Source organism: Pseudomonas sp. UBA6323, assembly GCF_002439135.1.
Taxonomy (GTDB): Bacteria; Pseudomonadota; Gammaproteobacteria; order Pseudomonadales; family Pseudomonadaceae; genus Aquipseudomonas.
Genome location: NZ_DJSX01000011.1, coordinates 119,204 through 145,445 on the forward strand (window position 1 = coordinate 119,204; position 26,242 = coordinate 145,445).

Genomic DNA, 26,242 nt, shown 5'->3' on the forward strand with positions numbered 1-26,242 from the left:
TCCATCATCTGCTCGGCGGTGATCACTTCGATCTGGTTGGGGTAGGTGTCCAGCGCATAGCGTTCGGCGATGCGCGCGATTTCCTTGTCGTATTGGCGGATCAGCTCGAAGGTCCATTCCGAACCGGTGGAAATCGGCTCGCGCTTTCTCGTGCTGGCATTCATGGCTAGGCCCTCAACTCACCAGGCGACGCTGGAACAGTTCGCGGAACACCGGGTAGATGTCCGCGGCGGACACCAGTTGCTGCTGGGCGAAGCTGTCGGCAAAGGCTTCGGCCACCTGTTCGTACTCGAACCACAGCGCCTGGTGCTCACGTGGGGTGATCTCGACGTAGGTGAAGTACTGCACGAACGGCATGATCTGGTTGATCAATATATCCCGGCATACCGGGGAGTCGTCGTTCCAGTTGTCGCCGTCCGAAGCCTGGGCGGCGTAGATGTTCCACTCGTTGATCGGGTAGCGCTCGGCCATCACTTCCTGCATCAGCTTCAGGGCGCTGGAGACGATGGTGCCGCCGGTTTCGCGGGAGTAGAAGAATTCCTCCTCATCCACTTCCTTGGCGCTGGTGTGGTGGCGGATGAACACCACATCGATCTTGTCGTAGTTCCGCTTGAGGAACAGGTACAGGAGGATGAAGAAGCGCTTGGCGACGTCCTTGGTGGCCTGGGTCATGGAGCCGGAGACGTCCATCAGGCAGAACATCACCGCCTTGGAGCTGGGGTTGGGCTGCTTGGTCAGCAGGTTGTACTTGAGGTCGAAGGTATCGAGGAAGGGCACGCGATGGATACGTGCGCTGAGGCGTTCGATTTCCTCCTGCATGGCCTGGATATCGCCGAAGTTGTCCGGCTCTTCCCGTCGCAGGCGTTCCAGCTCGGCCTTGGCTTCGCGCAGCTTGGCGCGGCTGGAGCCGGACAGGGCGATACGCCGAGCATGGGCCGAGCGCAGGGTGCGCACGATATTGATGCGCGACGGGTTGCCTTCGTTGCTGATGCCGGCGCGTACGGTCTTGAAGGTCTCGGCGCCGGTCAGGTGACGTTTGACCAGATTGGGCAGTTCCAGGTCCTCGAACATGAAGTCGAGAAACTCCTCCTGGGTGATCTGGAAGACGAACTCGTCCATGCCTTCGCCGGAGTTGCTCGCCTTGCCGCTGCCGCGTCCGCCACCACCGCCTTGTGGGCGCGGAATACGTTCGCCGGTGGTGAACTCCTTGTTGCCGGGGTGGACGATGGTCTGCTTGCCGCCGCGGCCGTGATGCAGCACCGGCTCGTCGATATCGCGCCCGGGAATGCTGATCTGCTCGCCATGCTCCATGTCGGTGATGGAGCGCCGGCTGACCGCTTCCTCCACCGCCTTCTTGATGTGCTCACGGTAACGCCGCAAAAAGCGCTGGCGATTCACCGTGCTCTTGTTCTTGCCGTTGAGGCGTCGGTCGATCACGTAACTCATAAGCCCCTCCCGGGGCAGCTGCAAGCCGCAAGCTACAAGTTACAAGTGAAAAAGCCAGGCGCTTTCGCTTGCAGCTTTCGCTTGCAGCTTGCAGCTGCTTTATTGCGATTTACGTACGCGCAGATACCACTCCGACAGCAGGCGCACCTGCTTCTCGGTGTAGCCGCGCTCGACCATGCGTTTGACGAAGTCGTTGTGCTTCTGCTGATCCTCCTTGCTGCCCTTGGCGTTGAAGCTGATGACCGGAAGCAGGTCCTCGGTGTTGGAGAACATCTTCTTCTCGATCACCACGCGCAGCTTCTCGTAGCTGAGCCAGGTGGGGTTCTTGCCGTTGTTGTTGGCGCGGGCGCGCAGCACGAAGTTGACGATCTCGTTGCGGAAGTCCTTCGGGTTGCTGATGCCGGCCGGCTTCTCGATTTTCTCCAGTTCCTCGTTGAGGGCGACGCGGTTGAGGATCTCGCCGGTCTCCGGGTCGCGGTATTCCTGATCCTGAATCCAGAAGTCGGCGTACAGCACGTAGCGGTCGAAGATGTTTTGCCCGTACTCGCTGTAGGACTCCAGGTAGGCGGTCTGGATTTCCTTGCCGATGAACTCGATGTAGCGCGGTGCCAGATACTCCTTGATGTAGCGCAGGTAGCGTTCGCGTACCTCGGCGGGGAACTGCTCCTGCTCGATCTGCTGCTCCAGCACGTAGAGCAGGTGCACCGGGTTGGCCGCCACTTCGTGCGGGTCGAAGTTGAACACCTTGGAGAGAATCTTGAAGGCGAAGCGGGTCGACAGGCCGTTCATGCCTTCGTCGACGCCCGCCGAGTCGCGGTACTCCTGAATCGACTTGGCCTTGGGGTCGGTATCCTTGAGGTTTTCGCCGTCGTAGACGCGCATCTTCGAGTAGATGTTGGAGTTTTCCGGTTCCTTGAGACGGCTCAGCACGCTGAACTGGGCGAGCATCTTCAGGGTGTCCGGCGCGCAATGCGCCCTGGCCAGCGAGCTGTTGATCAGCAGCTTGTCATAGATGCGGATTTCATCGGTGACGCGCAGGCAGTAAGGCACCTTGACGATGTAGATACGGTCGATGAAGGCTTCGTTATTCTTGTTGTTGCGGAAGCTGTGCCATTCCGATTCGTTGGAGTGGGCCAGGAGGATGCCGCTGTAGGGGATCGCGCCAAGGCCTTCGGTGCTGTTGTAGTTGCCCTCCTGGGTGGCCGTCAGCAGCGGGTGCAGCACCTTGATCGGCGCCTTGAACATCTCGACGAACTCCATCAGGCCCTGGTTGGCCCGGCACAGTGCGCCCGAATAGCTGTAGGCATCGGCGTCGTTCTGCGGGTATTCCTCCAGCTTGCGGATGTCCACCTTGCCGACCAGCGCCGAGATGTCCTGGTTGTTCTCGTCGCCCGGCTCGGTCTTGGCCACGGCGATCTGGTTGAGGATCGAGGGGTAGAGCTTGACCACGCGGAACTGGCTGATATCGCCGCCGAACTCCTGCAGGCGCTTGGTGGCCCAGGGCGACATGATCGAGTTGAGGTAGCGGCGCGGGATGCCGTAGTCCTCTTCGAGAATCGCGCCATCCTCGGTGGCGTTGAACAGCCCCAGCGGCGATTCAAATACCGGCGAGCCCTTGATGGCGTAGAAGGGCACTTTTTCCATCAGTTGCTTGAGTTTCTCGGCCAGCGAGGATTTACCGCCACCCACCGGGCCCAGCAGGTAGAGAATCTGCTTCTTCTCCTCCAGGCCCTGCGCAGCGTGGCGGAAGTAGGAGACGATCTGGTCGATGCATTCTTCCATGCCATGGAAGTCGGCGAAGGCTGGATAGCGGCGGATCACCTTGTTGGAAAAGATGCGTGACAGCCGTGGATCATTGGAGGTGTCCAGCAACTCCGGCTCGCCAATGGCCATCAGCAGGCGCTCGGCCGCAGTGGCGTACGCGCTGCGATCCTGTTTGCACAGTTCGAGGTACTCCTGCAGCGAGTACTCCTCCTGGCGGGTCGCCTCGAAACGTTGTTGGAAGTGACTGAAAATGCTCATGACTTCACCTCGCTCGATGCTGAAAGCTGGCTCGGGATCGGTCGTGCAGGCAGGTGCTGGGTGGCGCCGGCTCCGAAGAAGTCGGGAACTATCCCCCAAAACCTAAAAGTCGTTACCGATGGCCCGATGCCGGTTGGCCGGCTCTACCTTCAGTGGGATGGCCTGAGTAACAGGATAGTTCGTTCTGCAGAGCGTCAAGGGTGGGAAAACGATAACTGGCGGTTACCGTGCATCGGGAAGTGGCGGCAGGCCAGAGCGGGCGCGGCCTGCCGCATGAAGAAATTTATTCTTCGGAACTTTGCGCCGTTTCGCTTGGGTAGGTGGCGCGCCAAAGCTCGAAACCGCCGTCGAGACTGTAGACTTCGGAGAAACCCTGGCCCACCAGATAGGCGGCCGCGCCCTGGCTGGAGTTGCCGTGGTAGCAGGACACGATCAGCGGCGCGTCGAGGTCGGCGCGGGTGATGAAGTCATGCAGCGAGTGGTTGTCCAGGTGACGCGAGCCGCTGATATGGCCGTTGGCGAAGCTGTGCGGGTCGCGAATGTCGACCACCACGGCGCCCTGGGCGCGCAGCTCGTGAGCCTGTTGTGGGGATATACGCTTGAATTCGCTCATGTTCGGGCCTTCCGGTGATTCCTTGGGGCGCCTCGGGCGCTCATTGCTTGGGACAGGTACAGCGGTGCAGCGTGCCGCTGTCGACATCGAGCAGGGTCATTGCATTACCCCAGACGCAGCCGGTATCCAGGGCGTAGAGGCCTGGCTCGTTGCAATTGCCTTCCAGCGCTGCCCAGTGACCGAAGATTATCTTCTCGCCACGCATCTTGCGCTGCGGGTGGCTGAACCAGGGGGCGAAGCCGGGCGGCGCGTTGTCGATGCCTTCCTTGGTTTTCAAGTCCAGCGTGCCATCCGCCGTGCAGAAGCGCATGCGGGTGAAATAGTTGGTGATCACCCGCAAGCGGGTGACGCCTTGCAGGTCCTTGTTCCATTTGGCCGGCTCATTGCCGTACATGCCATCGAGGAACAGCGGCAGGCGGGCGTCGTCACGCAGTACCTCTTCGACCTCGCCGGCGCGGCGCAGCGCCTTGGCCAGCGTCCACTGTGGCGGAATGCCGGCATGCACCAGGGTCACCTTGCGCTCGGTATCGTGGTGCACCAGCTTCTGCATGCGCAGCCAGTCGAGCAGGTCGTTGCGATCCGGCGCGTCGAGAATCTCGCGCAACGTATCGCCCTTCTTCAGGCGCTCGATGTTATGTGCCACCGCCAGCAGATGCAGGTCATGGTTGCCCAGCACGCAGGTGAGCGCGTGGCGTATGGAGTAGAGGAAGCGTAGGGTTTCCAGCGATTGCGGGCCGCGGTTGACCAGATCACCCACCAGCCACAGCTGGTCGTGTGCGGGATCGAAAGCCACCTGCTCGAGCAGGCACTGGAGCGGTTTCAGGCAGCCCTGCAGGTCGCCGACGGCATAGACGGCCATCAGTGAAGCGCTCCGGGCACCGCCAGGCGGAACGGTGCGATGGAGGCGTCGAAGCGTTTGCCGTCCTCGGCGAGCATCTGGTAACTGCCCTGCATGGTGCCGACCTGGGATGTCATCACCGTTCCGCTGCTGTAGGTATGACTGGCGCCCGGTTCGATATGCGGTTGCTGGCCGATCACGCCGGCGCCGCGGACTTCCTGCACGCGGCCGTCGCCATCGGTGATGATCCAGTGGCGCGACAGCAACTGGGCCGGCAGTTCGCCGTTATTGACGATGGTCACGGTGTAGGAGAACGCGTAGCGGCTCTGCTCCGGCTGCGATTGCGCAGCCAGATAGCGGGTAGTGACGCTGACGTCGATCTGATAACGAGGGTCGGACATGCGCGTGATCCGTTGAGCTTGATTGCAGTTTAGTCCTGCGCAGCGGAGGGCTGCAGGGCCAGTTGGTCGGCCAGACGGACGAAGGCAGCCAGGTCCAGCTGCTCGGGGCGCAGACTGCCGTCGACGCCGGCAGCCTCGATGGCTTCGGCCGGCAGCAACTGCTTGAGTGTATTGCGCAGGGTCTTGCGGCGCTGGTTGAAGGCCTCACGCACCACGCGTTCGAGCAGGCGATGGTCCTTGGCCGGGTGTGGCAGGGTTTCATGCGGTACCAGGCGCACGATGGCCGAGTCCACCTTGGGTGGCGGGTTGAAGGCGCCGGGGCCGACGTTGAACAGATGTTCCACACGGCAGTGGTACTGCACCATGATCGACAGGCGGCCCCAGTCGCCACCGCCTGGGCCGGCGGCCATACGCTCGACCACTTCCTTCTGCAGCATGAAGTGCATGTCGCGGATCAGCGGCGCGTTGTCCAGCAGATGGAAAATCAGCGGCGTGGAGATGTTGTAGGGCAGGTTGCCGACCACGCGCAGGCTGCGTGGCGCGGCTTCGAGGCGGGCGAAGTCGAATTTCAGCGCGTCGCCCTGATTCAGGCGAAAGCGAGGGTTGTCGCCGAACTTGCCTTGCAGGATGGGGATCAGGTCGAGGTCGAGTTCGATCACATCGAGCTGCGCGCCGCTGCCGAGCAGGCCCTCGGTGATGGCACCCTGGCCCGGACCGATTTCCAGCAGGCGCTCGTCATCCTTGGCGCGGATGGCGCGCAGGATGCGGTCGATCACTCCGGTGTCATGCAGGAAGTTCTGGCCGAAGCGCTTGCGCGCGCGGTGTTGGTATTCGGACATGTGCGGCTCCGCGGAGCGCCTCGAGGCAGGGTGCTCGAGGCTGGATGCAAAAAAGAAAGTCGCACAGTCTACCAGCGAATGGCGCCGCGGGTGCGGGCCATGGCCTCAGCGGTTCATTGCTTGCGGCTAGCGGCCATCTCGTAGGCGGTTTCCAGCGCTACTTGCAGGCTGCCGATGTCCACATTGCCGGTCCCGGCGAGATCCAGCGCGGTGCCATGGTCCACGGAGGTACGGATGATCGGCAGGCCCAGGGTGACGTTCAGCGCTGCGCCGAACCCCTTGAACTTGAGCACTGGCAGGCCCTGGTCGTGATACATGGCCAGTACGGCATCGGCACGTTCAAGATACTTCGGGGTGAACAGGGTGTCGGCCGGCAATGGGCCGATCAGGTTCATACCTTCGCCGCGCAGACGCGCCAGCTTCGGCTCGATGACCTCGATTTCCTCTCGGCCCATATGGCCGCCTTCGCCCGCGTGTGGATTGAGCCCACAGACCAGGATGCGCGGCTCGGCGATGCCGAACTTGGTTTGCAGGTCGGTGTGCAGGATGCGGGTGACGCGTTCCAGGCGCTCGGCGGTGATGGCGGCCGCGACATCCTTTAGAGGTAAGTGGGTGGTGACCAGCGCGACGCGCAAGCCATGGGTCGCCAGCATCATTACCACCTGCTCGGTATGGGTCAGCTCGGCGAGAAACTCGGTGTGGCCAGAAAACGCGATGCCTGCCTCGTTGATCACGCCCTTGTGCACGGGGGCCGTGATCATGGCGGCGAAGGTGCCATCCAGGCAGCCCTGGCCCGCGCGAGTGAGGGTTTCCAGCACGTAGGCGGCGTTGGCGGAGGTCAGTTTGCCCGGTGTGGCGGGGGCTGCCAGTGGCGTATCCCAGACATACAGCGCGCCTGCTGCCGCCGGGCGATCAGGCCAGTGCTCCGGGCCGGCCTTCAGCAACTGGATATCCAGCCCCAGTTGCGCTGCGCGCTCGGCCAGCAGTTCGCGGCTGGCGATGGCAACCAGGGGCGCAGGCTGGGCCTGCTGAGCCAGTAGCAGGCAGAGATCGGGGCCGATGCCGGCGGGTTCGCCTGGGGTGAGGGCAAAGCATTGCTGCGCAGTCATGGTCGCTCTCGCTATGACGTGGAGCGCCAGTTTACGCTGCCTGGCCAAGAACGAAAAAGCCCGGCACTGGGCCGGGCTCTTGTGTTCGAAACGGCTGTTACAGCTTGGTTTCGACGTAGGCTTCGTCGCGGATCTGGCGCAGCCAGGCCTGCAGTTCCTCGTCGTACTTGCGGTTGCGCAGCAGGTTGGCAGCTTGCTGCTCGCGGAACTGCGCGCTGCTGTCAGTGGCGCGGCGGCCCATGACTTGCAGCACGTGCCAACCGTAAGGGCTTTTGAACGGCTTGGACAACTCGCCGCTGGCGGTGTTGTTCATCACCTCGCGGAACTCGGGCACCAGCGCATTGGGGTCGATCCAGTTCAGATCTCCGCCATTGAGTGCCGAACCCGGATCTTCCGAGAAGCTCTTCGCCAGTTCGGCAAAATCCTCACCATCGATGATGCGCTGATAGAGGCGCTCGACCAGGCGGCGGGTTTCTTCTTCGCTGCGGATTTCGCTGGGCTTGATCAGGATATGGCGAACATGCACCTCGTCACGCACCTGGGTGTCGCCGCCACGCTTCTCGATCAGCTTGAGGATGATGAAACCGCCCGGCGTACGCACCGGCTCGGTGACTTCGCCGGGGTTCAGCTGACTGATCATGCTGTCGAACGGTGGAGGCAACTGACCGGCCTTGCGCCAGCCCATCTCGCCGCCTTCCAGGGCGTTCTCGCTGGCCGAGCGAGAGACGGCCAGCTGGCCAAAGTCTGCACCCTGCTGCAACTGCTGATACAGCTCCTGTGCCTGACGGTCGGCGGCCTGGATTTCGCTGGAAGACGCGCCTTCGGAGACCGGAATCAGGATGTTGGCCAGGCGGAATTCTTCCGACAATTGCATCTTGCCCAGATCGGACGCGAGGAAGTTCTGCACTTCCTGGTCGGTGACTTGAATGCGCTCGGCCACGCGGCGCTGACGCACGCGGCTGATGATCATCTCGCGGCGCACCTGGTCGCGGGCGTCGGCATAGGACAGGCCGTCACGCGCCAGGGCATCGCGGAACTGCTCCAGGCTCATGCCGTTGCGCTGGGCGATGGTGCCCATGGCTTGGTTCAGCTCTTCGTCGGTGATGCGAATGCCGGAGCGTTCGCCGATCTGCAGCTGAATGTTCTCGATGATCAGACGCTCAAGTACCTGCTGACCCAGAACACCTTCCGGTGGCAGGGCGCCGCCGCGCTTGTCGATGGTCTGTTGAACCTCGCGCAGGCGAGCATCGAGCTGGCTCTGCATGACGACGTCGTTATCGACGATAGCCACGACGCGGTCCAGGGGGCGGACTTGGGCCTGAGCCGTTGCCGCCAGCAGCGCTGCGCCCAACAGCAGGGGGCGCAGGCGATCAGAAAGCTTGGTCTTCACGTTCACGGTAACCTTGAATGCCTTGGTCGAGGAAAGTTTCTACCTTGCTGCCGGTAACGCCGCCGAGGCCCTTGAGGACGATCTGCAGGAAGATACCGCGGTCCGGCTCGTCGTTGCGCGCCGGGTCGAGGCTGACCTCGTCGTAATCGATCCAGTAGCGGTTGATCAGGCGCAGCTTCCAGCAGCAGCTGTCGTACTCGAAGCCACCGAAGGCTTCGAGGGTACGGTTGCGGCCGTAGTCGTACTGCCAGCGCGAGATCAGGCTCCACTGCGGAGCCAGCGGCCAGATGACGGAGAAGTCATGCTGGTCGATCTTGTAGTAGTTCTTGATGTAGTTGGGGCTACCGGGCACGCCATAGTCCGGGTTGGTGGTCCAGCGCCCGGTGTCACGGTCATAACGCACGGTGTCGTTGCGATAGCGATAACCGAGGTTGACCACTTTGTTCGGGTTGGCTTCCGGCTGGTAATGGAACATCGCGCTGCCCGAGCGGGTGGCGCGCTCGTCCGGATCCCAATTGAGGGTCGAGGAGAAGCGCCAGTCGCGATTGAAGCGATACAGGTACTCCAGTGCATACGGCGATACGTCAGAGGTCGCATCCTGGCGACCTCGGTAGTCGATGCCGGCCAATTGCACCTTGCGATCTTCGAAATAGAAGGCCTGGCCTAGGCTGGCGCGCTGGCGTTCGAAGCCGTTCGGCTCGATCCAGCGGCTGGTCACGCCCAGCGATAGCTTGTTTTCATCACCGATGCGGTCCTTGCCGCTGAAACGGTTCTCACGCCACAGCGAGGCGTAGCTGAAGGTAGGCTCGCCGGTGTCGAAGATCGGAATGTCCGTCTGATCCTCTTCCGGTACGTACAGATAGAAAGCGCGCGGTTCCAGGGTTTGCCGGAAATCCTTGCCAAACAGCTGGGTGTCACGGTCGAAATACAGGCCGCTGTCGAGGCTAAACAGGCCAACACCACGGCTTTGGGTGCCTTTGTAATTCTGCTCGGCAAGCAGAGTGTTCTTGCCTTGTTGATCCAGGCTGAGGTCATAGTTGGTCTGCAGGTATTTGACCTTCGGCTTGATATAGCCCCACGTCCAGTCCAGAGGCAGGCTGACGCCCGACTCCAGGTGCAGGCGTTCACCGGTGGCGCGCTCCAAGCCTTGGATACGCGTGTCGTACCAGCTCTGCTCCTCGATACCCTCTTTGTTGACGAAGTTACCCGAGCGCAGGTTGCGGTCGAAGCGTACGTACTCGGTGCCGTAGGTGAAATCCAGGCCGCCTGGGTTGAAAGGCAGTTTGCCGTCCAGTGTGATCTGCGGCAGGCGGTCATAAGGCGTTACATCGGTGATATTGGCCAGCTCATAGGCATGCGCATTAAGGCGAGCTGTATAGCTGTCACCGCGATAGGTCAATGTACCGCGCTGATCGACGTAGGTTTGTCGGTCGATGCCCAGATCCGTGTTGAGATCCTGGAAGTAGTAAGGATCGCTTATATCGGTGTAGTCGACTTCAGCCAGCAGGCGCGAGTTCAGCCCCTGTCTGTGCTGCCAGCTGTACATCCAGCGCTGGTCTTCGTACTCGGACTGCAGTTCACGCTCGTCTTCCTTGTCGTTCAGCCAGGCGCCGCCGACCTGACCTTCGCTGCTTTCGGTGAGGTAGCGGAACTCGCCTTCCATCAGCAGGCCGCGCTTGGCCATGTAGGTCGGATACAGCGTGGCGTCGTAGTTCGGCGCCAGGTTGAAGTAGTAAGGCGTTTGCAGCGAGAAACCGGTATCGCTGGAAGTACCGAAGCTAGGCGGCAGGAAGCCGGACTGCCGGCGATCGTCGATCGGGAAGTAGATGTACGGGGTGTAGAACACCGGTATGTCCTTGACCCGCAGCGTCACGTTGGTCGCGGTGCCGAAGCCGGTCGCCGGGTTCAGCGTGACGTTGTTGCCCTTCAGGTGCCAGGCATTGTCGCCCGGCTCGCAACGGGTGTAGGTGCCGTCCTTGAGACGGATGATCGCGGTCTCTTCACGCTTGGCGTAGAGCGCGCTGCCACGCACGTGTGCCTGATGCATCACGTATTCGGCATTGTCGATACGGGCTTCGCCGTTATCCAGCTGCAGTTCGGCGCGGTCGCCGACCACCAGGGTGCCCTTGTCTCGCAGACGCACGTTGCCAACCAGCTCACCACGGTTTTCCGTCTGGTGCAGACTGGCTTCGTCGGCCTCGACCTGCATGCCGGACTGGCGCAGGATGACATCGCCAGCGAGGGTGGCGATCTGTTTTTCCTGCTCGAAGCGCGAGGCCTTGGCAGACACGAACATCGGCGACTCGTCCAACGGCGTGGTGTCGTCCATGCCCGGACGCAGCGGCTCTATGTAGGCACCCGCGCAGTAGGGGCCGGCTTCGGCCAACTGCGCTGCGGTCAACTTATCGCGCGGTACCCAGTCCAAGTGACTGTAGTCAGGGCTGCGCGAAGCGAGGGCGCGGCCCTTGCTCTCGGTCACCAGCACCGGCGCGGCGTCCTGCTTGGCTACGGCCTCGCTGGTCGTGCCGCCGCTGCTGACGGCGTCGCGGCTGTGCACCGGACGTGGTGGCAGGGCGCTGGCGGCTGATTTCGGCGCGCATGCCCAGCCGCCCGTTGGCGACGCCTGGCAATCGTATTGCTCGGCGGCAAAGGACTGTAGGCTGAACACGGGCTGTAAGGCCAGAAAACTGCCGGTAACCAGCAGTGGGAATTTCTTGCGGAACGCGGGGTGTTTTACTGCCATCTTGTTAGTCCGGGCTTCCTGCGCGCTACCGGCCCAGGGGCCGCACGCCTCTCGATGGGCTGAAAAAGATGCTGGATAATAAAGCATGACCCGCGCAACGGCTAGCGCCGTCGGAGACCCCTTGATGTCTGAACACGATGTACGTCTGCAACAGCTGCAAGCCTGGCTCGCCGGGCAACTGCCCTCTCTGTTCGCCGCTCGCGGCTGGGGTGTGGTGCCTGCCGCCGAACTCACTCCCGCCAGCAGCGACGCCAGTTTTCGCCGCTATTTCCGCTGGCAGGCGGGTGAACGCAGCCTGATCCTGATGGACGCACCGCCCCCCCAGGAAAACTGCGAGCCGTTCGTCCGTATCGCTGCCCTGCTGGCCAGTGCTGGCGTGCATGTACCGCAGGTACTGGCCGCCGATCTGGATCAGGGCTTTCTGCTTCTCGATGATCTGGGGCGCAACACCTACTTGGACGTGATCGACGAGCACAACGCCGATGAGCTGTTCGACGCAGCCATCGAAGCCCTGCTGAAGCAGCAGCGTTTGCCGCTTGATGACAAGCTGCCCCATTACGACGACGCCTTGCTGCGTCGTGAAGTGCAGCTTTTCCCCGAGTGGTACGTACAGCGCCACCTGGGGCGCGCCTTTACCGCCGAGCAGGAAGCCGTCTGGCAACGCGTCAGCCAACTGTTGATCGACAGCGCCCTGGCGCAGCCCAAGGTTGTGGTGCACCGCGATTTCATGCCGCGCAATCTGATGCAGAGCACGCCCAACCCCGGTGTGCTGGATTTTCAGGATGCGGTCAACGGTCCGGTCACCTACGACATCACCTGCCTGTTCAAGGATGCCTTCCTCAGCTGGCCCGAGGCGCGTGTGCAAGGCTGGCTGCAGGACTACTGGCAGCGCGCCAGGGCGGCGGGTATCCCGGTGCAGGCCTCTTTCGAAGACTTTCTGCGGGCCAGCGACCTGATGGGCGTGCAGCGTCATCTCAAGGTCATTGGCATCTTCGCGCGCATCTGTCACCGCGACGGCAAGCCCAAGTATCTGAGCGACGTACCGCGTTTCTTCGCCTATATCCAGGCGGTGCTGGCGCGTCGGCCGGAGCTGGCCGAGCTGGGAGAACTGTTCGGCAGCCTGGCGATAGAAGAAGGGGCGCGTGCATGAAGGCGATGATCCTCGCCGCCGGCAAGGGTGAGCGCATGCGTCCGTTGACCTTGCACACGCCGAAACCGTTGGTGAAAGCGGCTGGGGTGCCGTTGATCGAATATCACGTCCGGGCCCTGGCCGCCGCCGGTTTCACCGAGTTGGTGATCAATCACGCCTGGCTGGGCCAGCAGATCGAGGATTACCTCGGCGATGGCTCGCGCTTTGGCGTACGTATCGCCTATTCAGCCGAAGGTGAGCCACTGGAGACCGGCGGCGGCATCTTCAAGGCATTGCCCTTGCTAGGCAACGAGCCCTTCGTGGTGGTCAATGGCGATATCTTCACCGACTACGCCTTTGCCGCGTTGCGCCAGCCGCTCACCGGTCTGGCGCATCTGGTTCTCGTGGATAACCCGGCGCATCACCCGCAGGGCGACTTTACCTTGTCGACTGGCCAGGTTCATGACGGCGAGGCGGCAGGCGAGCGGTTGACATACAGCGGTCTCGCCGTGCTGCATCCGCGTTTGTTCGGCGCGTCTGCGCCTGGTGCCTTCAAGCTGGCGCCGTTGCTGCGTGAGGCGATGGCGTCAGGGCAGGTCAGCGGCGAGCATTACGGCGGCTGCTGGATCGATGTCGGCACGCACGAGCGCCTGGCCGAAGTCGAGCGACTGCTGCAGGAGGCGCGCTAGGTGCTCTGGCCGGCGACTCTGCTAGGCGCTGCGGCCGGGTTGGCCCTGGCCAGCATTCCGGGCGCCTTGCTTGGCGGCCTGCTGGGGCAGGTGCTCGATCGCCGCCTGCGTCTGCATGACTGGGATAACCTGCGCGAACGTCTGGGTGGTCGGGCGGCGCCGGCGGATGACGACCTGCTGTTTCTGATGTTGGGGCGCCTGGCCAAGAGCGAGGGCCGCGTGGTGCAAAGCCATATTCAGCAGGCGCGCGCGGAAATGCAGCGACTGGGACTGGACCCGGTCGGACAGCGCCGCGCCATCGAGGCTTTCGCCCGCGGCAAGACCGGGCGAGACAACCTGCGCAGGCCGCTGCAGCGCCAGCGTCAGCGCGCCGAGGCGATGCTCCGGGCCTGCTGGCGCATGGCCTGGGTCGACGGCCGGGTATCGTCCAGTGAACGCGAGTTGATCCTGCTGTGGGGCAAGTGGCTTGGCTGGGACAGTGCGCGGCTCGATAGCCTGGGCGAGGAATACGCGCCGCGCCGCAGCCAGCAACCGGCTCCGACGGGTGGCAGTTATCAGGAAGCGCTGCGCCTGCTGGGCGTCAACGAGGGCAGCGAGCCCGAGCAAATAAAGCGCGCCTATCGGCGCCTGCTCAGTCGTCATCACCCGGACAAACTGGCCGGCTCCGGCGCTTCGCCTGAGCGCATTCGTGAAGCGACCGAAACCACTCGCCAGTTGCATCAGGCCTATGCGCTGATCCGTCAGCGCCGGGCGATTCGCTAGCCGCCCGAGGCGCGAATATGCAGCTGCAGCCAGCCGCGCAGGCGGCGGTAGAGCTGCTCCTGCTGCACGTCCAGATTCCCCGGCAGAGCTTTCATCGACACCTGGATGTAGGTAGGTAATTTGGCCCGTTTGCTCGCCTGCAGGCGTTTCAGGGCTGCGCTGCGGTCGGTGGCTTGATCCTTGTAATAGAAGTCGCCGCTGGCTACCGGCAGCTGTGCAACCAGCTCGTCCAGCGGCGGAGCGAAGCCGGCAGGCAGCTCGGCCGCCACCATCAGAAGATTGTGTACATTGGCCGGCTTGCGTTCGCTCAGGTAACGCGCGGCCCAGTAAGCGCCGCTGCCATGGCCCAGCAGCACGATTTCCCTGGCCTGCTGCTGTTCGGCGAAGGCGATGGCGGCTTCGAGGCGCGCCATCACGCGCTCGACGTGCGCCTGGCGCCGTTGCTCGGGGCTGATCGCGCTGTCGTCTACTTGCTGTGCGCCGTCGTCGGGCGTTTCGGGCGGCGGCTCGGTAGCAGGAGCGCTCTCGGTGGAAGGCGTTTCGATTTCTGCGGGCGCAGCGGTTGTGCTCCGTAGCGGCAGCGGGTCGCCGTCCGGGTCCGGCAGCGTCAGGCTCAAGCTGTGCCAGCCAGCATCGGGCAGTTTGCGCCTCAGCGGACCGACCGCTGCCGCACCATCGGCATTCTCCACATCGTCGGGCACCAGGATCACCGCGCCACTGGGCTCGCCAACGTTGGCGGGCAACCACAGGGCGAGGAAGCTCTCGGCGCCGGCCTGCAGCAATTGCTGTTCACGTTTGTCCAGGCGTCGTTCCAGCGTCTGCGCGTCGCTGACGCTGCGCTCGGGCAATAACGGACGTTCGTTCGCTGCGGGCGTGTCTGTTTCTCCGGGCGCCGTGTTCTGTGCATCCTCGGGTGATTCCTGCGCCCAACTGGTGGCGGCGCAGAACAGGCAGAGACCGAGCAGTGCGAGTGAATGAGGGCGCATCGGTGAGGCTCCTTGGGGGCTGCTAAAGAGCCTAATGTCGAGCTCCGTATTTGTCAGGCGATATTGGCCCGACGCTCGACGCAGCGATGTTGATATCGCTCCCTGACGTTGGCGATTTCTGTTGCCTGGCGAGGTGGTTGGCAGCAGATGCAGAGCAGGAGGTCTTGGTTTCTAGGCGTAGAATGCCACCCTGTCTTAACTTTATTCCGTATAACAAGGCGGCCAGATGGACTTCGATGATCCCGGATTTCGCGAGCTGATCGATGCGCTGCACGATGGCCTCTACATCACCGATGCCGATGGCATCACTCTTAAGGTCAACAGCGCCTACGAACGCCTGACCGGGCTGCGTAGCGAAGATGTGGTCGGCCAGCACATGCAGGCGCTGGTGGAGCAGGGCGTCATCTCCCAGTCGGTGTCGCTGCGCGTGCTCAAGGAGGGCAAGGCGCTGTCGCTGATGCAGAGCGTCAGTCAGGGCAAGCGCCTGCTGGTCAGCGGCACGCCGATCTTCGCTGCCGATGGCCAGGTGCGTTACGTGGTCAGCACCGTGCGAGACATGACCGAACTGCTGCGTATCAAGCACGAGCGCGACGAGCTGCAGCAGCTCAAGCAGCTGCGCAACAGCACGGCGAAGCTGCATGCCGGTCAGCGTGACGATCTGCTGCATGCCTCGCCGGTGGCCGATCGTCCGGCTTCGGGGCGGGTTTTTGGCCAGGCCCGGCAGGTCGCGGCCAGTGATGTGAAGGTGTTGCTGCAGGGGGAAACCGGTGTCGGCAAGACGCTGATCGCCCAGTACATCCACAAGAGCAGCCCACGCGCGGCGCAGCCGTTCCTGGCGCTCAATTGCGGTGCGCTGCCGGAAAACCTGATCGAGGCCGAGCTGTTCGGCTATGTGCCGGGCGCCTTCACCGGCGCCGGCAGCAAGGGCAAGCGCGGTCTGCTGGAGCTGGCCAACCAGGGCACGGTGTTTCTCGACGAGATCGGCGACCTGCCGCTGGCGTTGCAGGTCAAGCTGCTCAAGGTGATCGAGGAGAGCCGCTTCATCCCAGTCGGTGGACTAGAGCTGAAAGAGGTAGACGTGCGCATCATCACCGCCACCCACCACGACCTGCGCCAGATGGTCGCCGATGGTCGCTTTCGCGCTGATCTCTACTATCGGCTCAATGTGGTGCCCATTCATATACCCGCATTACGCGAGCGGGCCGATGAGGTTCAGCCGCTGCTTCAGTTCTATCTTGCCGAGTTCAACCAGCGCTATGGACGATCGCTGACCTGGGAGCTGGAAGCCCTGGATGCGCTCACCGACTACGCCTGGCCGGGCAATATCCGTGAGCTGATCAACCTGGTCGAGCGCCTCGTGGTCACCTGCATCGGTGAGACCATCGAGTTGTTCGATCTGCCTGATGAGGTGCGCATGGTTCGCCACGACGGTGCTGGCGACGTTCTGCTGCCGCTGCGTAAGCAAGTGGAGAATCTGGAGCGGCGCTTGATCCGCAAGGCACTGGTGCAACACAAGACCACCCGCGAGGCGGCCAAGGCCCTTGGTCTAAGCCAGGCGACGCTGGTGCAGAAGATGAAACGCTGGGAACAGGGTTGATTGGAAAATGGATCGGATAGCCGTCTTTTGATTGATTTTCTGATCGATACGGCGCTGGTTTGAGCTGTGACAAAACGACGCAAGCCTTCTATCACGCAGGTTTGCGCGATCTGGCACAGGAATCGCTATGGCAGGGCCCGAACCCGTCCAGTTTTCACAATGCACAAAAGGGCCTGATGATGAGTACTGCTGCCTTCAAGATCGCCAATAAGCTGCTGACCGGCCAGGGCGCCGTTGAGCAACTGGCGCACGAACTGCCCCGCCTGAACATCGCCAACCCGCTGATCGTCACCGACGCCATCCTGATCAAATCCGGCACCGTGGACCACGTGCTCAAGCAGCTTGGCGAGCGTGCCTACGGCATTTTCGACGGCGTGGAGCCTGAGCCGGAAATCGCCATCGTCGAGGCCTGCGCCAAGGTTTACCGCGACGGCGGTCACGATGGCCTGATCGGCGTCGGCGGCGGCAGCGCCATCGACATCGCCAAGGCAGTCGCCGGCTATGTCGGTCACGACGGCGCACTGGAGGAGTTGTTCGGTGTCGACCAGATCAAGCGCAAGGGCCCGCCGCTGATCGCCATCCCGACCACCGCCGGCACCGGCTCGGAAGTGACCAACGTGTCGATCCTGTCGGACAAGAAGGCGCAGCTGAAAAAGGGCATCGTCAGCGACTACCTGCTGCCCGACGTCGCCCTGGTCAGTCCGGTGATGACCCTGACCTGCCCGCGCAGTGTGACCGCCGCCAGTGGCGTCGATGCCCTGGTGCACGCGGTGGAATCCTACCTGTCGGTCAATGCCTCGCCGATCACTGACGCCCTGGCCATCGGCGCCATCAAGCTGATCGCCAAGGCGCTGCCCAAGGCTTACGCCAATCCGGCCGACCTGAAGGCGCGTGAAGACATGGCCACCGCCAGCCTGATGGCCGGCATGGCCTTCGGCAACGCCGGGGTTGGCGCCGTGCACGCCCTGGCCTATCCGCTGGGCGGGCGCTTCAACATCGCCCATGGCGTCAGCAACGCCCTGCTGCTGCCCTACGTGATGGCCTGGAACAAGCTGGCCTGCGTCGAGCGCATGGCCGGGATCGCCGCCGCTCTCGGCGTGCAGACTCACGGTCTGAGCGACAAGGCCGCTGCCGACCTGGCCGTCGAGGCCATGGCCGAGCTGTGCGCCAGCGTCGACATTCCCAAGGGTATGCGCAGCTTCAACGTGCCCGAGGACGCCATCCCGGCCATGGCCGAGGAGGCCAGCAAGATCGACCGCCTGATGCGCAACAACCCGCGGCGTCTAACCGCTGGCGACATCGAGCAGATCTACCGCGCCGCCTACTGATTTCAACAATCGATGAACGATAGCCCCGGTCATGCCGGGGCTTGCTGCTTACAACTCTAATAAAGCTGGGTGATTCAAATGTCCGAACTGCATCAACAAGACCTGGGCGTCGAAGCCCCGTACTGGCCGCTGGGGCCATTCAAGGTACGTCTGCCTTTCATTCACTACCGCTTTGAGCTCTCCGACTACATGCAGGGCCTGCTCATGTGCGCGGTGGACCTGGCGGCCATTCCGCTGATGACCGAATTCCTCGGCATGCCCTTCGAGGTAGCACTGGCGGTGGTCATGCTCAACGGCCTGCTGTACCTGACCCACCACCTGCTGGGCGACCCGGTGGTGCCGGGCTGGATCACCCCGGCGATCCCCCTGCTGATGGCCTACTGCAGCCAGTTCCCGGAGGGCCCGGAGCGGGTGCATGCGCTGATTGCCTTCCAGTTGATGCTGGGGGCGTTCTCCATAGGGCTGGGGATGACGGGCATGGCGCGCAAGGTGGTGTCGCTGGTGCCCTCGGCGCTCAAGGCCGGCATCATCATGGGCGCCGGCCTCAGTGCGGTGCTCACCGTGTTCAAGGAAGGCGGGCGCTTCGACAGCTTCCCCTGGACCATCTCGATCGCGGTCGGCATCGCCTTCTACCTGGTGTTCTCCCTGCACTTCCAGCAATTGAAGAAGCGCAGCCGCTTCTGGTGGAACTTCGCCAAGCTGGGCATCTTCCCGATCATCCTGCTGGCCGTGTTCGTCGCGCCGATCTTCGGTGAGGCGCCGTGGCCGAACATCGAGTGGGGCATCAGCAAGCCGGACTTCGTCACCCTGTGGAACGAATACACCGTGTTCGGCCTCGGCATGCCGCCGCTGATGATGTTCGTCACCGCCATTCCTACCGTATTCGCTGCCTACCTGGTGGTGTTCGGTGACGTGCTGGGCGCCAGGGCGATCCTCTCCGAGGCCGACCATATCCGCAGTGACGAGAAGGTCGACTTCAACCCCAACCGCTCGCACATGATCTTTGGCGGGCGCAACGCCTTCATGAGCATTTTAGGCCCGGATGTGGCTATGTGCGGCCCGCAGTGGTCGGCCATGCAGGTGGTGATCACCGAGCGCTTCAAGGGGGGCGCCCAGGCGATGAAGTCCATCTACGGCGGCGTCGGCTCGTTCCGCTGGGGCACCAACACTGGCCTGTTGCTGCTGCCGGTGGTCACCCTGCTGCAGCCGATTCTCGGTGTGGCACTGGCGCTGACCCTGCTGATCCAGGGCTACGTCAGCGTGCGCCTGGGCATCATGGAAGCGCGCAGCCAGCGTGACCTGGGCATCGCCGGGGTGATCGGCGCGGTGCTGGCGATCAAGGGCGCCGGCTGGGCCTTCGCCATCGGCGTCGGCCTCTGCGTGCTGATCTATGGCGCGCAGATGTTCCGTGGCGAGAACGACCAGACCTTCACCAAGGATCTGCCGCCCGGCGAGTGATCCTTTCGAATTGACCAGCCGGGGCCTTGTGTCTCCGGCTGCAGGAGTAGTGCATGAAACTCAACGATCCCGATCTGCTGCGCCACCAGGCCTATATCGACGGCCAGTGGTGCGAAGCACCCGACGGTGCCGTCACGGAAATCTTCAACCCGGCCAATGGTGACTCCCTGGGCCATGTGCCGAACCTGGGCGCAGCCGAAACCCGCCGCGCCATCGAGGCCGCCCAGGCCGCGCAACCGGCCTGGCGTGCGCTGACCGGCAAGGAGCGCGCCGCGCGCCTGCGCAAATGGTACGAGCTGATGCTCGCCAACCAGGAAGACCTGGCGCAGATCATGACCGCCGAACAGGGCAAGCCGCTGGCCGAAGCCCGTGGCGAAGTGCTGTACGCCGCCTCCTTCATCGAGTGGTTCGCCGAGGAAGCCAAGCGCGTCTATGGCGACACCATTCCCGGCCACCAGCCGGACAAGCGCCTGATCGTCACCAAGGAGCCGATCGGCGTGGCCGCGGCGATCACCCCGTGGAATTTTCCGGCGGCGATGATCACCCGCAAGGCCGGCCCTGCCCTGGCCGCCGGCTGCGCCATGGTGCTAAAACCGGCGCCGCAGACGCCGTTCAGCGCCCTGGTCCTGGCCGTGCTGGCCGAACGTGCCGGTATCCCGGCCGGGCTGTTCAGCGTACTGCCGGCCGACGCCGAGCGCTCCCGTGAGGTGGGCGGTGAGCTGTGCGCCAACCCCACCGTGCGCAAGTTGTCGTTCACCGGCTCCACCGGTGTCGGCATCAAGCTGATGGAGCAGTGCGCGCCGACCCTCAAGAAACTATCCCTGGAGTTGGGCGGCAATGCGCCGTTCATCGTCTTCGAAGATGCCGATCTGGATGCGGCGGTCGAGGGCGCCATGGTCGCCAAGTACCGCAATGCCGGGCAGACCTGTGTCTGCGCCAACCGTATCTATGTACAGGACGGCGTGTACGACGCCTTCGCCGAGAAACTGGCGGCAGCGGTAGCAGGGCTCAAGGTCGGCCAGGGCACTGAAGCGGGTGTGACTACCGGCCCGCTGATCGACGCCAATGCCGTGGCCAAGGTGCAGAGCCATCTGGCCGATGCCCTGGAGAAGGGCGCCAGGGTGCTGCAGGGTGGTCAGGCGCTGGGCGGCAACTTCTTCGAGCCCACCGTGCTGGTCGACGTGACGCCGGACATGCGCGTAGCCCGTGAGGAGACCTTCGGCCCGCTGGCGCCGCTGTTCCGCTTCAGCGACGAAGCTGAAGTGATCCGCCAGGCCAACGACACCGAGTTCGGCCTGGCCGGTTACTTCTACACTCGCGACCTGGGCCGCGCCTTCCGCGTCGGCGAGGCGCTGGAGTACGGCATGGTCGGCATCAATACCGGGCTGATCTCCAACGAAGTGGCGCCGTTCGGCGGCATCAAGGCCTCCGGCCTGGGCCGTGAGGGCTCCAAGTACGGGTTGGACGAGTATCTGGAGATCAAGTACCTCTGCCTGAGTATCTGAAGTACGGGGAATGCCGTGGGAGGGGGCTTTAGCCGCGACAGTCACGCTCGCTGAACGACTCCTCTCAGCAGGAAAGCTCGCGGACAAGTCCGCTCCTACAAAGGCGCGAGTCGTGGGAGCGGACTCGTCCGCGAATGATCCTCAGCCCCGCAGGAATAGACGGCCTTTGGCATCTCTCACCCTGCGCTCTGTCTTGCTCCTGCCTATGTTGACTCAGGCTGCGATGAGCCTGCCAGGCTGAGGCATTTGTGCGCGCCGCGGTCAGGCGGCGCTGCCAGATGGTGTTCGAGCCGCTACAATGCGCGCCACCGTGATTCAGCACTCAGAGGTGCGCCATGCAACCCTTCGCCATCGCCCCGTCGATCCTTTCCGCCGACTTCGCCCGCCTGGGTGAGGAAGTGGACAACGTACTCGCCGCCGGGGCGGACATCGTGCATTTCGATGTCATGGACAACCATTACGTGCCTAACCTGACCATCGGCCCGATGGTCTGCTCGGCGCTGCGCAAATATGGCATCACCGCGCCCATCGACGCGCACCTGATGGTCAAGCCGGTGGATCGCATCATCGGTGACTTCATCGAGGCCGGTGCCTCATACATCACCTTCCATCCGGAAGCCTCCGAGCACATCGACCGTTCGCTGCAGCTGATCAAGGCGGGCGGCGCCAAGGCCGGCCTGGTGTTCAACCCGGCCACCCCGCTGGAGGTGCTCAAGTACGTGATGGACAAGGTCGACATGATCCTGCTGATGAGCGTCAACCCCGGTTTCGGCGGGCAGAAGTTCATCCCCGGCACCCTCGACAAGCTGCGTGAAGCCCGCGCGCTGATCGACGCCAGTGGCCGCGAGATCCGCCTGGAAATCGACGGTGGCGTGAATGTGCAGAACATCCGCGAGATCGCCGAGGCGGGCGCCGACACCTTCGTCGCCGGCTCGGCGATCTTCAACCAGCCGGACTACAAAGCTGTGATCGACGCCATGCGCGCCGAGCTGGCCCAGGTGCGTGGATGAAACCGTTGCGCGCGCTGTGCGGCGGTGAGCTGCCGCGCCTGGTGATGTTCGACCTGGACGGCACGCTGATCGACTCGGTGCCTGACCTGGCCGCAGCGGTCGACCGCATGCTGGTCGAGCTGGGACGCCCGCCGGCTGGCGCGGCACAGGTTCGCGAGTGGGTCGGCAACGGCGCCCGCGTGCTGGTGCGGCGCGCCCTGGCCGGTGGCCTGGATCATTCCGCGGTGGGCGAGGCCGAGACGGAGCAGGCGCTGGCGCGCTTTCTTGATATCTACGCCGACTGTCATGACCTGACCGCGCTGTACCCCGGTGTGCACGAGCTGCTCGAAGCCCTGAGCACCGCTGCCGTCGAACTGGCGGTGGTGACCAACAAGCCGGAGCGCTTCGTCGCGCCGTTGCTGGAGCAGGTCGGCCTGGGCGGTTATTTCCGCTGGATCATCGGCGGCGACACCCTGCCGCAGCAGAAACCCGACCCGGCTGCGTTGCTCCAGGTGATGCGCTTGGCGGGTGTCAAGGTATCGCAATCACTGTTCGTCGGCGACTCGCGCAACGATGTGCTGGCCGCTCATGCCGCTGGCGTGCCCTGCGTCGCGGTGAGCTACGGCTATAATCATGGCCGCCCGATCACCGAAGAGAAACCGAACCTGGTGGTCGACAACCTCGCCGAGTTGCTCTGACGAATCTTCAGCTGCGCCATTCGGCTTTTGTAGGAGCGGATTTATCCGCGAAACTGGCGATTGAGATCGCGGATAGATGCGCTCCTGCCAAGCTATCGCTTTGCCCCGCTTGCAGCGCTTGGCTTGTAGCTGCTACCTTGGCCGCTCTCCTTATTCCCCCGCCTGTCGAGATCGCACCGTGGTGGTTAGCTGCAAACTCTGGATGAAGGTCATCAAGGCCCTGGCCCGTTGGCGCTGGCGCGCCTGATTTCGTCCTGCCGCTGCGCGCGGCCCGTTTGCACCCGACCGTTTTCCCCGAGCCATGAGGCTGATCATGACCCATGAAGAATTCCTGCGTTTAGCCGCTGAAGGCTACAACCGCATTCCCCTGGCCTGCGAAACCTTGGTGGATTTCGACACGCCGCTGTCCATCTACCTGAAGCTGGCCGACGCGCCCAATTCCTACCTGCTCGAATCCGTGCAGGGCGGCGAGAAATGGGGCCGTTATTCGATCATCGGCCTGCCGGCGCGCACCGTGCTGCGCGTGCATGGCCATGACGTGGTGGTGAGCACCGACGGCGTCGAGGCCGAGCGTCACCAATGCGCCGACCCGCTGGAGTTCGTCGAGCAGTTCAAGGCGCGCTACAAGGTGCCGACCATTGCCGGTCTGCCGCGCTTCAACGGCGGCCTGGTGGGTTACTTCGGCTATGACAGCGTGCGCTACGTCGAGCCCAAGCTGGCTGCCGGGGTGAATCCCGATGCGCTGGGTACGCCGGATATCCTGCTGATGGTGTCCGACGCCGTGGTGGTGTTCGACAACCTGGCCGGCAAGATGCACGGCATCGTCCTCGCCGATCCGGCTCAGCCGGATGCCTTCGAGCAAGGCCATGCGCGCCTGCGCGAGATCCTGCACAAGCTGCGCCAGCCGATTATCCCGCGCCTGGGTGTGGACCTGTCCGCGCCGCCGGGCGAGGAGCCGGCGTTCCGCTCCAGCTACAGCCAGGGCGACTACGAGGCGGCGGTCCGTTCGATTAAGGAGTACATCCTGGCCGGCGACTGCATGCAGGTGGTGATCTCCCAGCGCATGTCGATTCCGTTCAAGGCGGCACCGATCGACCTGTACCGCGCGCTACGCTGCATCAACCCGACGCCTTATATGTACTTCTTCAACTTCGGTGACTTTCATGTGGTCGGCAGTTCGCCGGAAGTGTTGGTGCGCGTCGAGGACGGTCTGGTCACCGTGCGCCCCATCGCCGGTACCCGCCCGCGCGGCGCCAGCGAAGAGGCGGACAAGGCGCTGGAAGACGACCTGCTGTCCGACGCCAAGGAAATCGCCGAGCACCTGATGCTCATCGACCTGGGCCGTAACGACACTGGCCGCGTGTCGCAGGTCGGCTCGGTCAAGCTCACCGAGAAGATGGTCATCGAGCGCTATTCCAACGTCATGCACATCGTTTCCAACGTCACCGGTCAGCTCAAACCCGAACTGTCGGCGATGGACGCGCTGCGTGCCATCCTGCCGGCCGGCACCCTGTCCGGTGCGCCGAAGATCCGCGCCATGGAAATCATCGACGAGCTCGAACCGGTCAAGCGCGGCGTCTACGGCGGCGCGGTCGGCTACTACGCCTGGAACGGCAACATGGACACCGCCATTGCCATCCGCACCGCGGTGATCAAGGACTTTGAGCTGCACGTGCAGGCCGGCGCCGGCATCGTCGCCGACTCGGTGCCCGCCCTGGAGTGGGAAGAAACCCTGAACAAGCGCCGCGCCATGTTCCGCGCCGTTGCGCTCGCCGAACAGACTGCCGTCCAGGCCCAGGAATAACAGGAGCCGTACCATGCTTTTGATGATCGACAACTACGACTCCTTCACCTACAACGTCGTGCAGTACCTGGGTGAGCTGGGCGCCGACGTGCACGTGATTCGCAACGACGAGCTGAGCATCGCCGAGATCGAAGCACTCAAGCCCGAGCACATCGTCGTCTCGCCTGGCCCGTGCACGCCGACCGAGGCGGGCGTGTCTATCGAGGCCATTCTGCATTTTGCCGGCAAGCTGCCGATCCTCGGCGTCTGCCTCGGCCACCAGAGCATCGGCCAGGCCTACGGCGGCGACGTGGTACGCGCGCGCCAGGTGATGCACGGTAAGACCAGCCCGGTGTTCCATGAAGACAAGGGCGTGTTCGCCGGCCTTAACAAGCCGCTCACCGTGACCCGCTATCATTCCCTGGTGGTCAAGCGCGAAACCCTGCCGGATTGCCTGGAGATCACCGCCTGGACGCAGCATGAAGACGGCTTGGTCGACGAGATCATGGGCCTGCGCCACAAGACCCTGAACGTCGAGGGCGTGCAGTTCCACCCCGAGTCCATCCTCACCGAGCAGGGCCACGAACTGTTCGCCAACTTCCTCAAGCAGACCGGAGGCGTGCGCGCATGAATATCAAGGAAGCCCTCAACCGAATCGTCGCCCAACTCGATCTGACCACCGAGGAAATGCAGGCGGTCATGCGCGAGATCATGACCGGCCAGTGCACCGATGCGCAGATTGGCGCCTTCCTCATGGGCATGCGCATGAAGAGCGAGACCATCGACGAGATCGTCGGTGCCGCCAGCGTCATGCGCGAACTGGCTGCACCGGTGGTGATCGACGCCGAGCGCCTAGTCGACACCTGCGGCACTGGCGGCGACGGCATGAACATCTTCAACGTCTCCACCGCGGCGGCTTTCGTCGTCGCGGCGGCTGGCGGCAAGGTGGCCAAGCACGGCAACCGCGCGGTCTCCGGCAAGAGCGGCAGCGCCGATCTGCTCGAAGCGGCCGGCGTTTACCTGGGGCTCCAGCCCGAGCAGGTGGCGCGCTGCGTCGAGAGCGTCGGCGTTGGCTTCATGTTCGCCCCGTCCCATCACGGCGCGATGAAGCATGCCATTGGCCCGCGTCGCGAGCTGGGCCTGCGTACCATCTTCAATATGCTCGGCCCGATGACCAATCCGGCGGGCGCCAAGCATCAGGTCATCGGCGTGTTCAGCCAGGCACTGTGCCGCCCCATGGCCGAGGTGCTGCAGCGCCTGGGCAGCGAGCACGTGCTGGTGGTGCATGCGCAGGATGGTCTGGATGAGATCAGCCTGGCTGCGCCGACCTTCGTCGCCGAACTCAAGGACGGCAAGGTCAGCGAGTACCGTATCCAGCCCGAGGATTTCGGCATCAAGAGCCAGAGCCTGATCGGCCTGACCGTCGACAATGCCGAGCAGTCGCTGGAACTGATCCGCGACGCACTGGGTCGGCGCAAGACCGAGAATGGCCAGAAGGCTGCCGACATGATCGTGCTCAACGCCGGCGCCGCGCTGTACGCCGCCGACCATGCCAGCAGCCTGCGCGAAGGCGTGCAGCTGGCGCACGATGCCCTGCACACCGGGCTGGCGCGCGAGAAGCTGGAGGAGCTAGTCTCCTTTACTGCGGTATTCAAACAGGAGAACGAAGGGTGAACGTGCCAACCGTACTGGAAAAGATCGTCGCCCGTAAGTTCGAGGAAGTCGCGGCGCGCCGTGCCCAGGTCAGCCTCGCCGAACTCGAGGCCGCTGCGCGCAGTGCCGACGCACCGCGTGGCTTCGCCCGCGCGCGGCTGGAACAGGCTGCGCGCAAGCAGCCGGCCGTGATCGCCGAGAGCACGAAAGCTTCGCACAGCAAGGGCATGCTGCGCGCCGACTCAGTCCCGGCCGATATTGCCC

Annotated in this window: 21 protein-coding genes and 3 pseudogenes; 13 read left to right on the forward strand and 11 right to left on the reverse strand. The window is 63.5% G+C overall.

Annotated features, from left to right (window positions below):
* From B3P22_RS03700 to B3P22_RS03745, 10 genes and pseudogenes are all read right to left on the reverse strand, one after another.
* Positions 1-164, reverse strand: a 164-nt coding sequence (locus B3P22_RS03700; RefSeq protein ID WP_419096408.1) for a SpoVR family protein, incomplete at its 3' end; no start/stop codon positions are given.
* A 10-nt stretch (positions 165-174) separates the two neighbouring features.
* Complete coding sequence (locus B3P22_RS03705) at positions 175-1,446, reverse strand: YeaH/YhbH family protein (protein ID WP_197856912.1); 1,272 nt, start codon at positions 1,444-1,446, stop codon at positions 175-177.
* A gap of 99 nt (positions 1,447-1,545) precedes the next feature.
* Positions 1,546-3,468: a PrkA family serine protein kinase gene (locus tag B3P22_RS03710; RefSeq protein WP_197856913.1), complete on the reverse strand. Its 1,923-nt coding sequence runs from the start codon at positions 3,466-3,468 to the stop codon at positions 1,546-1,548.
* 283 nt (positions 3,469-3,751) lie between these two features.
* Positions 3,752-4,081, reverse strand: coding sequence for a thiosulfate sulfurtransferase GlpE (gene glpE / locus B3P22_RS03715; protein ID WP_275547422.1), 330 nt, complete (start codon positions 4,079-4,081; stop codon positions 3,752-3,754).
* 9 nt (positions 4,082-4,090) lie between these two features.
* Positions 4,091-4,940: pseudogene (locus tag B3P22_RS03720) on the reverse strand (symmetrical bis(5'-nucleosyl)-tetraphosphatase); the annotation flags it as partial.
* Positions 4,940-5,320 (reverse strand): Co2+/Mg2+ efflux protein ApaG, encoded by a 381-nt coding sequence (gene apaG / locus B3P22_RS03725; protein WP_275547420.1) that lies wholly within the window; start codon positions 5,318-5,320, stop codon positions 4,940-4,942. The pseudogene B3P22_RS03720 and the gene apaG, both read right to left, overlap by 1 nt.
* 29 nt (positions 5,321-5,349) lie before the next feature.
* Positions 5,350-6,159, reverse strand: a complete 810-nt coding sequence (gene rsmA / locus B3P22_RS03730) for a 16S rRNA (adenine(1518)-N(6)/adenine(1519)-N(6))-dimethyltransferase RsmA (protein WP_296269940.1) — start codon at positions 6,157-6,159, stop codon at positions 5,350-5,352.
* Between the two features lie 113 nt (positions 6,160-6,272).
* Entirely contained in the window at positions 6,273-7,268 is a 996-nt protein-coding gene (pdxA, locus tag B3P22_RS03735; RefSeq protein ID WP_296269941.1) for a 4-hydroxythreonine-4-phosphate dehydrogenase PdxA, read from the reverse strand.
* Positions 7,269-7,365: 97 nt separating this feature from the next.
* Complete coding sequence (locus B3P22_RS03740) at positions 7,366-8,658, reverse strand: peptidylprolyl isomerase (RefSeq protein ID WP_296269942.1); 1,293 nt, start codon at positions 8,656-8,658, stop codon at positions 7,366-7,368.
* A complete protein-coding gene (locus B3P22_RS03745; RefSeq protein WP_296269943.1) occupies positions 8,639-11,401 on the reverse strand; it encodes an LPS-assembly protein LptD in 2,763 nt (920 codons plus the stop codon). Before B3P22_RS03745 ends, B3P22_RS03740 begins: the two co-directional genes overlap by 20 nt.
* Before the next feature lie 124 nt (positions 11,402-11,525).
* On the opposite strand from B3P22_RS03745, the gene B3P22_RS03750 reads away from it, so the two are divergent.
* From B3P22_RS03750 to B3P22_RS03760, 3 genes are read left to right on the forward strand one after another with little or no spacing between them, the layout of a single operon-like run.
* Positions 11,526-12,551, forward strand: a complete 1,026-nt coding sequence (locus tag B3P22_RS03750; RefSeq protein ID WP_296269944.1) for an aminoglycoside phosphotransferase family protein — start codon at positions 11,526-11,528, stop codon at positions 12,549-12,551.
* Positions 12,548-13,219 carry an N-acetylmuramate alpha-1-phosphate uridylyltransferase MurU gene (gene murU, locus B3P22_RS03755; RefSeq protein ID WP_296269945.1) on the forward strand — a complete coding sequence of 224 codons (672 nt, stop codon included), beginning with the start codon at positions 12,548-12,550 and terminating at the stop codon, positions 13,217-13,219. Before B3P22_RS03750 ends, murU begins: the two co-directional genes overlap by 4 nt.
* Positions 13,220-13,981 (forward strand): DnaJ domain-containing protein, encoded by a 762-nt coding sequence (locus B3P22_RS03760; protein WP_296269946.1) that lies wholly within the window; start codon positions 13,220-13,222, stop codon positions 13,979-13,981.
* Here B3P22_RS03760 and B3P22_RS03765 read toward each other — a convergent pair.
* Positions 13,978-14,967, reverse strand: coding sequence for an alpha/beta hydrolase family protein (locus tag B3P22_RS03765; protein ID WP_296269947.1), 990 nt, complete (start codon positions 14,965-14,967; stop codon positions 13,978-13,980). The genes B3P22_RS03760 and B3P22_RS03765 overlap by 4 nt on opposite strands.
* Before the next feature lie 226 nt (positions 14,968-15,193).
* On the opposite strand from B3P22_RS03765, the gene B3P22_RS03770 reads away from it, so the two are divergent.
* From B3P22_RS03770 to trpC, 10 genes and pseudogenes are all read left to right on the forward strand, one after another.
* Positions 15,194-16,564 carry a sigma-54 interaction domain-containing protein gene (locus B3P22_RS03770; RefSeq protein ID WP_296269948.1) on the forward strand — a complete coding sequence of 457 codons (1,371 nt, stop codon included), beginning with the start codon at positions 15,194-15,196 and terminating at the stop codon, positions 16,562-16,564.
* A gap of 179 nt (positions 16,565-16,743) precedes the next feature.
* Positions 16,744-17,892, forward strand: a complete 1,149-nt coding sequence (locus B3P22_RS03775; RefSeq protein WP_296269958.1) for an iron-containing alcohol dehydrogenase — start codon at positions 16,744-16,746, stop codon at positions 17,890-17,892.
* A 78-nt stretch (positions 17,893-17,970) separates the two neighbouring features.
* The gene (locus B3P22_RS03780) at positions 17,971-19,350 is read left to right on the forward strand and encodes a hypothetical protein (RefSeq protein ID WP_296269949.1); all 1,380 of its coding nucleotides are present in this window, start codon (positions 17,971-17,973) and stop codon (positions 19,348-19,350) included.
* A 53-nt stretch (positions 19,351-19,403) separates the two neighbouring features.
* Positions 19,404-20,855 (forward strand): NADP-dependent succinate-semialdehyde dehydrogenase, encoded by a 1,452-nt coding sequence (gene gabD / locus B3P22_RS03785; RefSeq protein WP_296269950.1) that lies wholly within the window; start codon positions 19,404-19,406, stop codon positions 20,853-20,855.
* A 335-nt stretch (positions 20,856-21,190) separates the two neighbouring features.
* Positions 21,191-21,865 (forward strand): ribulose-phosphate 3-epimerase, encoded by a 675-nt coding sequence (gene rpe, locus B3P22_RS03790; protein ID WP_275547406.1) that lies wholly within the window; start codon positions 21,191-21,193, stop codon positions 21,863-21,865.
* Positions 21,862-22,789, forward strand: a pseudogene (locus B3P22_RS03795) (phosphoglycolate phosphatase). Before rpe ends, B3P22_RS03795 begins: the two are co-directional and overlap by 4 nt.
* Positions 22,790-22,855: 66 nt before the next feature.
* A complete protein-coding gene (gene trpE / locus B3P22_RS03805; RefSeq protein WP_296269952.1) occupies positions 22,856-24,346 on the forward strand; it encodes an anthranilate synthase component I in 1,491 nt (496 codons plus the stop codon).
* Positions 24,347-24,359: 13 nt separating this feature from the next.
* Positions 24,360-24,956, forward strand: a complete 597-nt coding sequence (locus tag B3P22_RS03810; protein ID WP_296269953.1) for an aminodeoxychorismate/anthranilate synthase component II — start codon at positions 24,360-24,362, stop codon at positions 24,954-24,956.
* The gene (gene trpD / locus B3P22_RS03815) at positions 24,953-25,999 is read left to right on the forward strand and encodes an anthranilate phosphoribosyltransferase (protein ID WP_197856932.1); all 1,047 of its coding nucleotides are present in this window, start codon (positions 24,953-24,955) and stop codon (positions 25,997-25,999) included. Before B3P22_RS03810 ends, trpD begins: the two co-directional genes overlap by 4 nt.
* A pseudogene (gene trpC / locus B3P22_RS03820) lies at positions 25,996-26,242 on the forward strand (indole-3-glycerol-phosphate synthase TrpC); the annotation flags it as partial. The gene trpD and the pseudogene trpC, both read left to right, overlap by 4 nt.

What these genes read in the sequence shown, in the direction of transcription:
- trpD (WP_197856932.1), top strand. Translation starts at nt 24,953, where the DNA reads ATGAATATCAAGGAAGCCCTCAACCGAATCGTCGCCCAACTCGATCTG.
- rpe (WP_275547406.1), top strand. Translation starts at nt 21,191, where the DNA reads ATGCAACCCTTCGCCATCGCCCCGTCGATCCTTTCCGCCGACTTCGCC.
- B3P22_RS03780 (WP_296269949.1), top strand. Translation starts at nt 17,971, where the DNA reads ATGTCCGAACTGCATCAACAAGACCTGGGCGTCGAAGCCCCGTACTGG.
- apaG (WP_275547420.1), bottom strand. Translation starts at nt 5,320, where the DNA reads ATGTCCGACCCTCGTTATCAGATCGACGTCAGCGTCACTACCCGCTAT.
- B3P22_RS03750 (WP_296269944.1), top strand. Translation starts at nt 11,526, where the DNA reads ATGTCTGAACACGATGTACGTCTGCAACAGCTGCAAGCCTGGCTCGCC.
- B3P22_RS03775 (WP_296269958.1), top strand. Translation starts at nt 16,744, where the DNA reads ATGAGTACTGCTGCCTTCAAGATCGCCAATAAGCTGCTGACCGGCCAG.
- trpE (WP_296269952.1), top strand. Translation starts at nt 22,856, where the DNA reads ATGACCCATGAAGAATTCCTGCGTTTAGCCGCTGAAGGCTACAACCGC.
- B3P22_RS03705 (WP_197856912.1), bottom strand. Translation starts at nt 1,446, where the DNA reads ATGAGTTACGTGATCGACCGACGCCTCAACGGCAAGAACAAGAGCACG.
- B3P22_RS03765 (WP_296269947.1), bottom strand. Translation starts at nt 14,967, where the DNA reads ATGCGCCCTCATTCACTCGCACTGCTCGGTCTCTGCCTGTTCTGCGCC.
- gabD (WP_296269950.1), top strand. Translation starts at nt 19,404, where the DNA reads ATGAAACTCAACGATCCCGATCTGCTGCGCCACCAGGCCTATATCGAC.
- B3P22_RS03745 (WP_296269943.1), bottom strand. Translation starts at nt 11,401, where the DNA reads ATGGCAGTAAAACACCCCGCGTTCCGCAAGAAATTCCCACTGCTGGTT.
- rsmA (WP_296269940.1), bottom strand. Translation starts at nt 6,159, where the DNA reads ATGTCCGAATACCAACACCGCGCGCGCAAGCGCTTCGGCCAGAACTTC.
- murU (WP_296269945.1), top strand. Translation starts at nt 12,548, where the DNA reads ATGAAGGCGATGATCCTCGCCGCCGGCAAGGGTGAGCGCATGCGTCCG.
- glpE (WP_275547422.1), bottom strand. Translation starts at nt 4,081, where the DNA reads ATGAGCGAATTCAAGCGTATATCCCCACAACAGGCTCACGAGCTGCGC.
- pdxA (WP_296269941.1), bottom strand. Translation starts at nt 7,268, where the DNA reads ATGACTGCGCAGCAATGCTTTGCCCTCACCCCAGGCGAACCCGCCGGC.
- B3P22_RS03710 (WP_197856913.1), bottom strand. Translation starts at nt 3,468, where the DNA reads ATGAGCATTTTCAGTCACTTCCAACAACGTTTCGAGGCGACCCGCCAG.
- B3P22_RS03810 (WP_296269953.1), top strand. Translation starts at nt 24,360, where the DNA reads ATGCTTTTGATGATCGACAACTACGACTCCTTCACCTACAACGTCGTG.
- B3P22_RS03770 (WP_296269948.1), top strand. Translation starts at nt 15,194, where the DNA reads ATGGACTTCGATGATCCCGGATTTCGCGAGCTGATCGATGCGCTGCAC.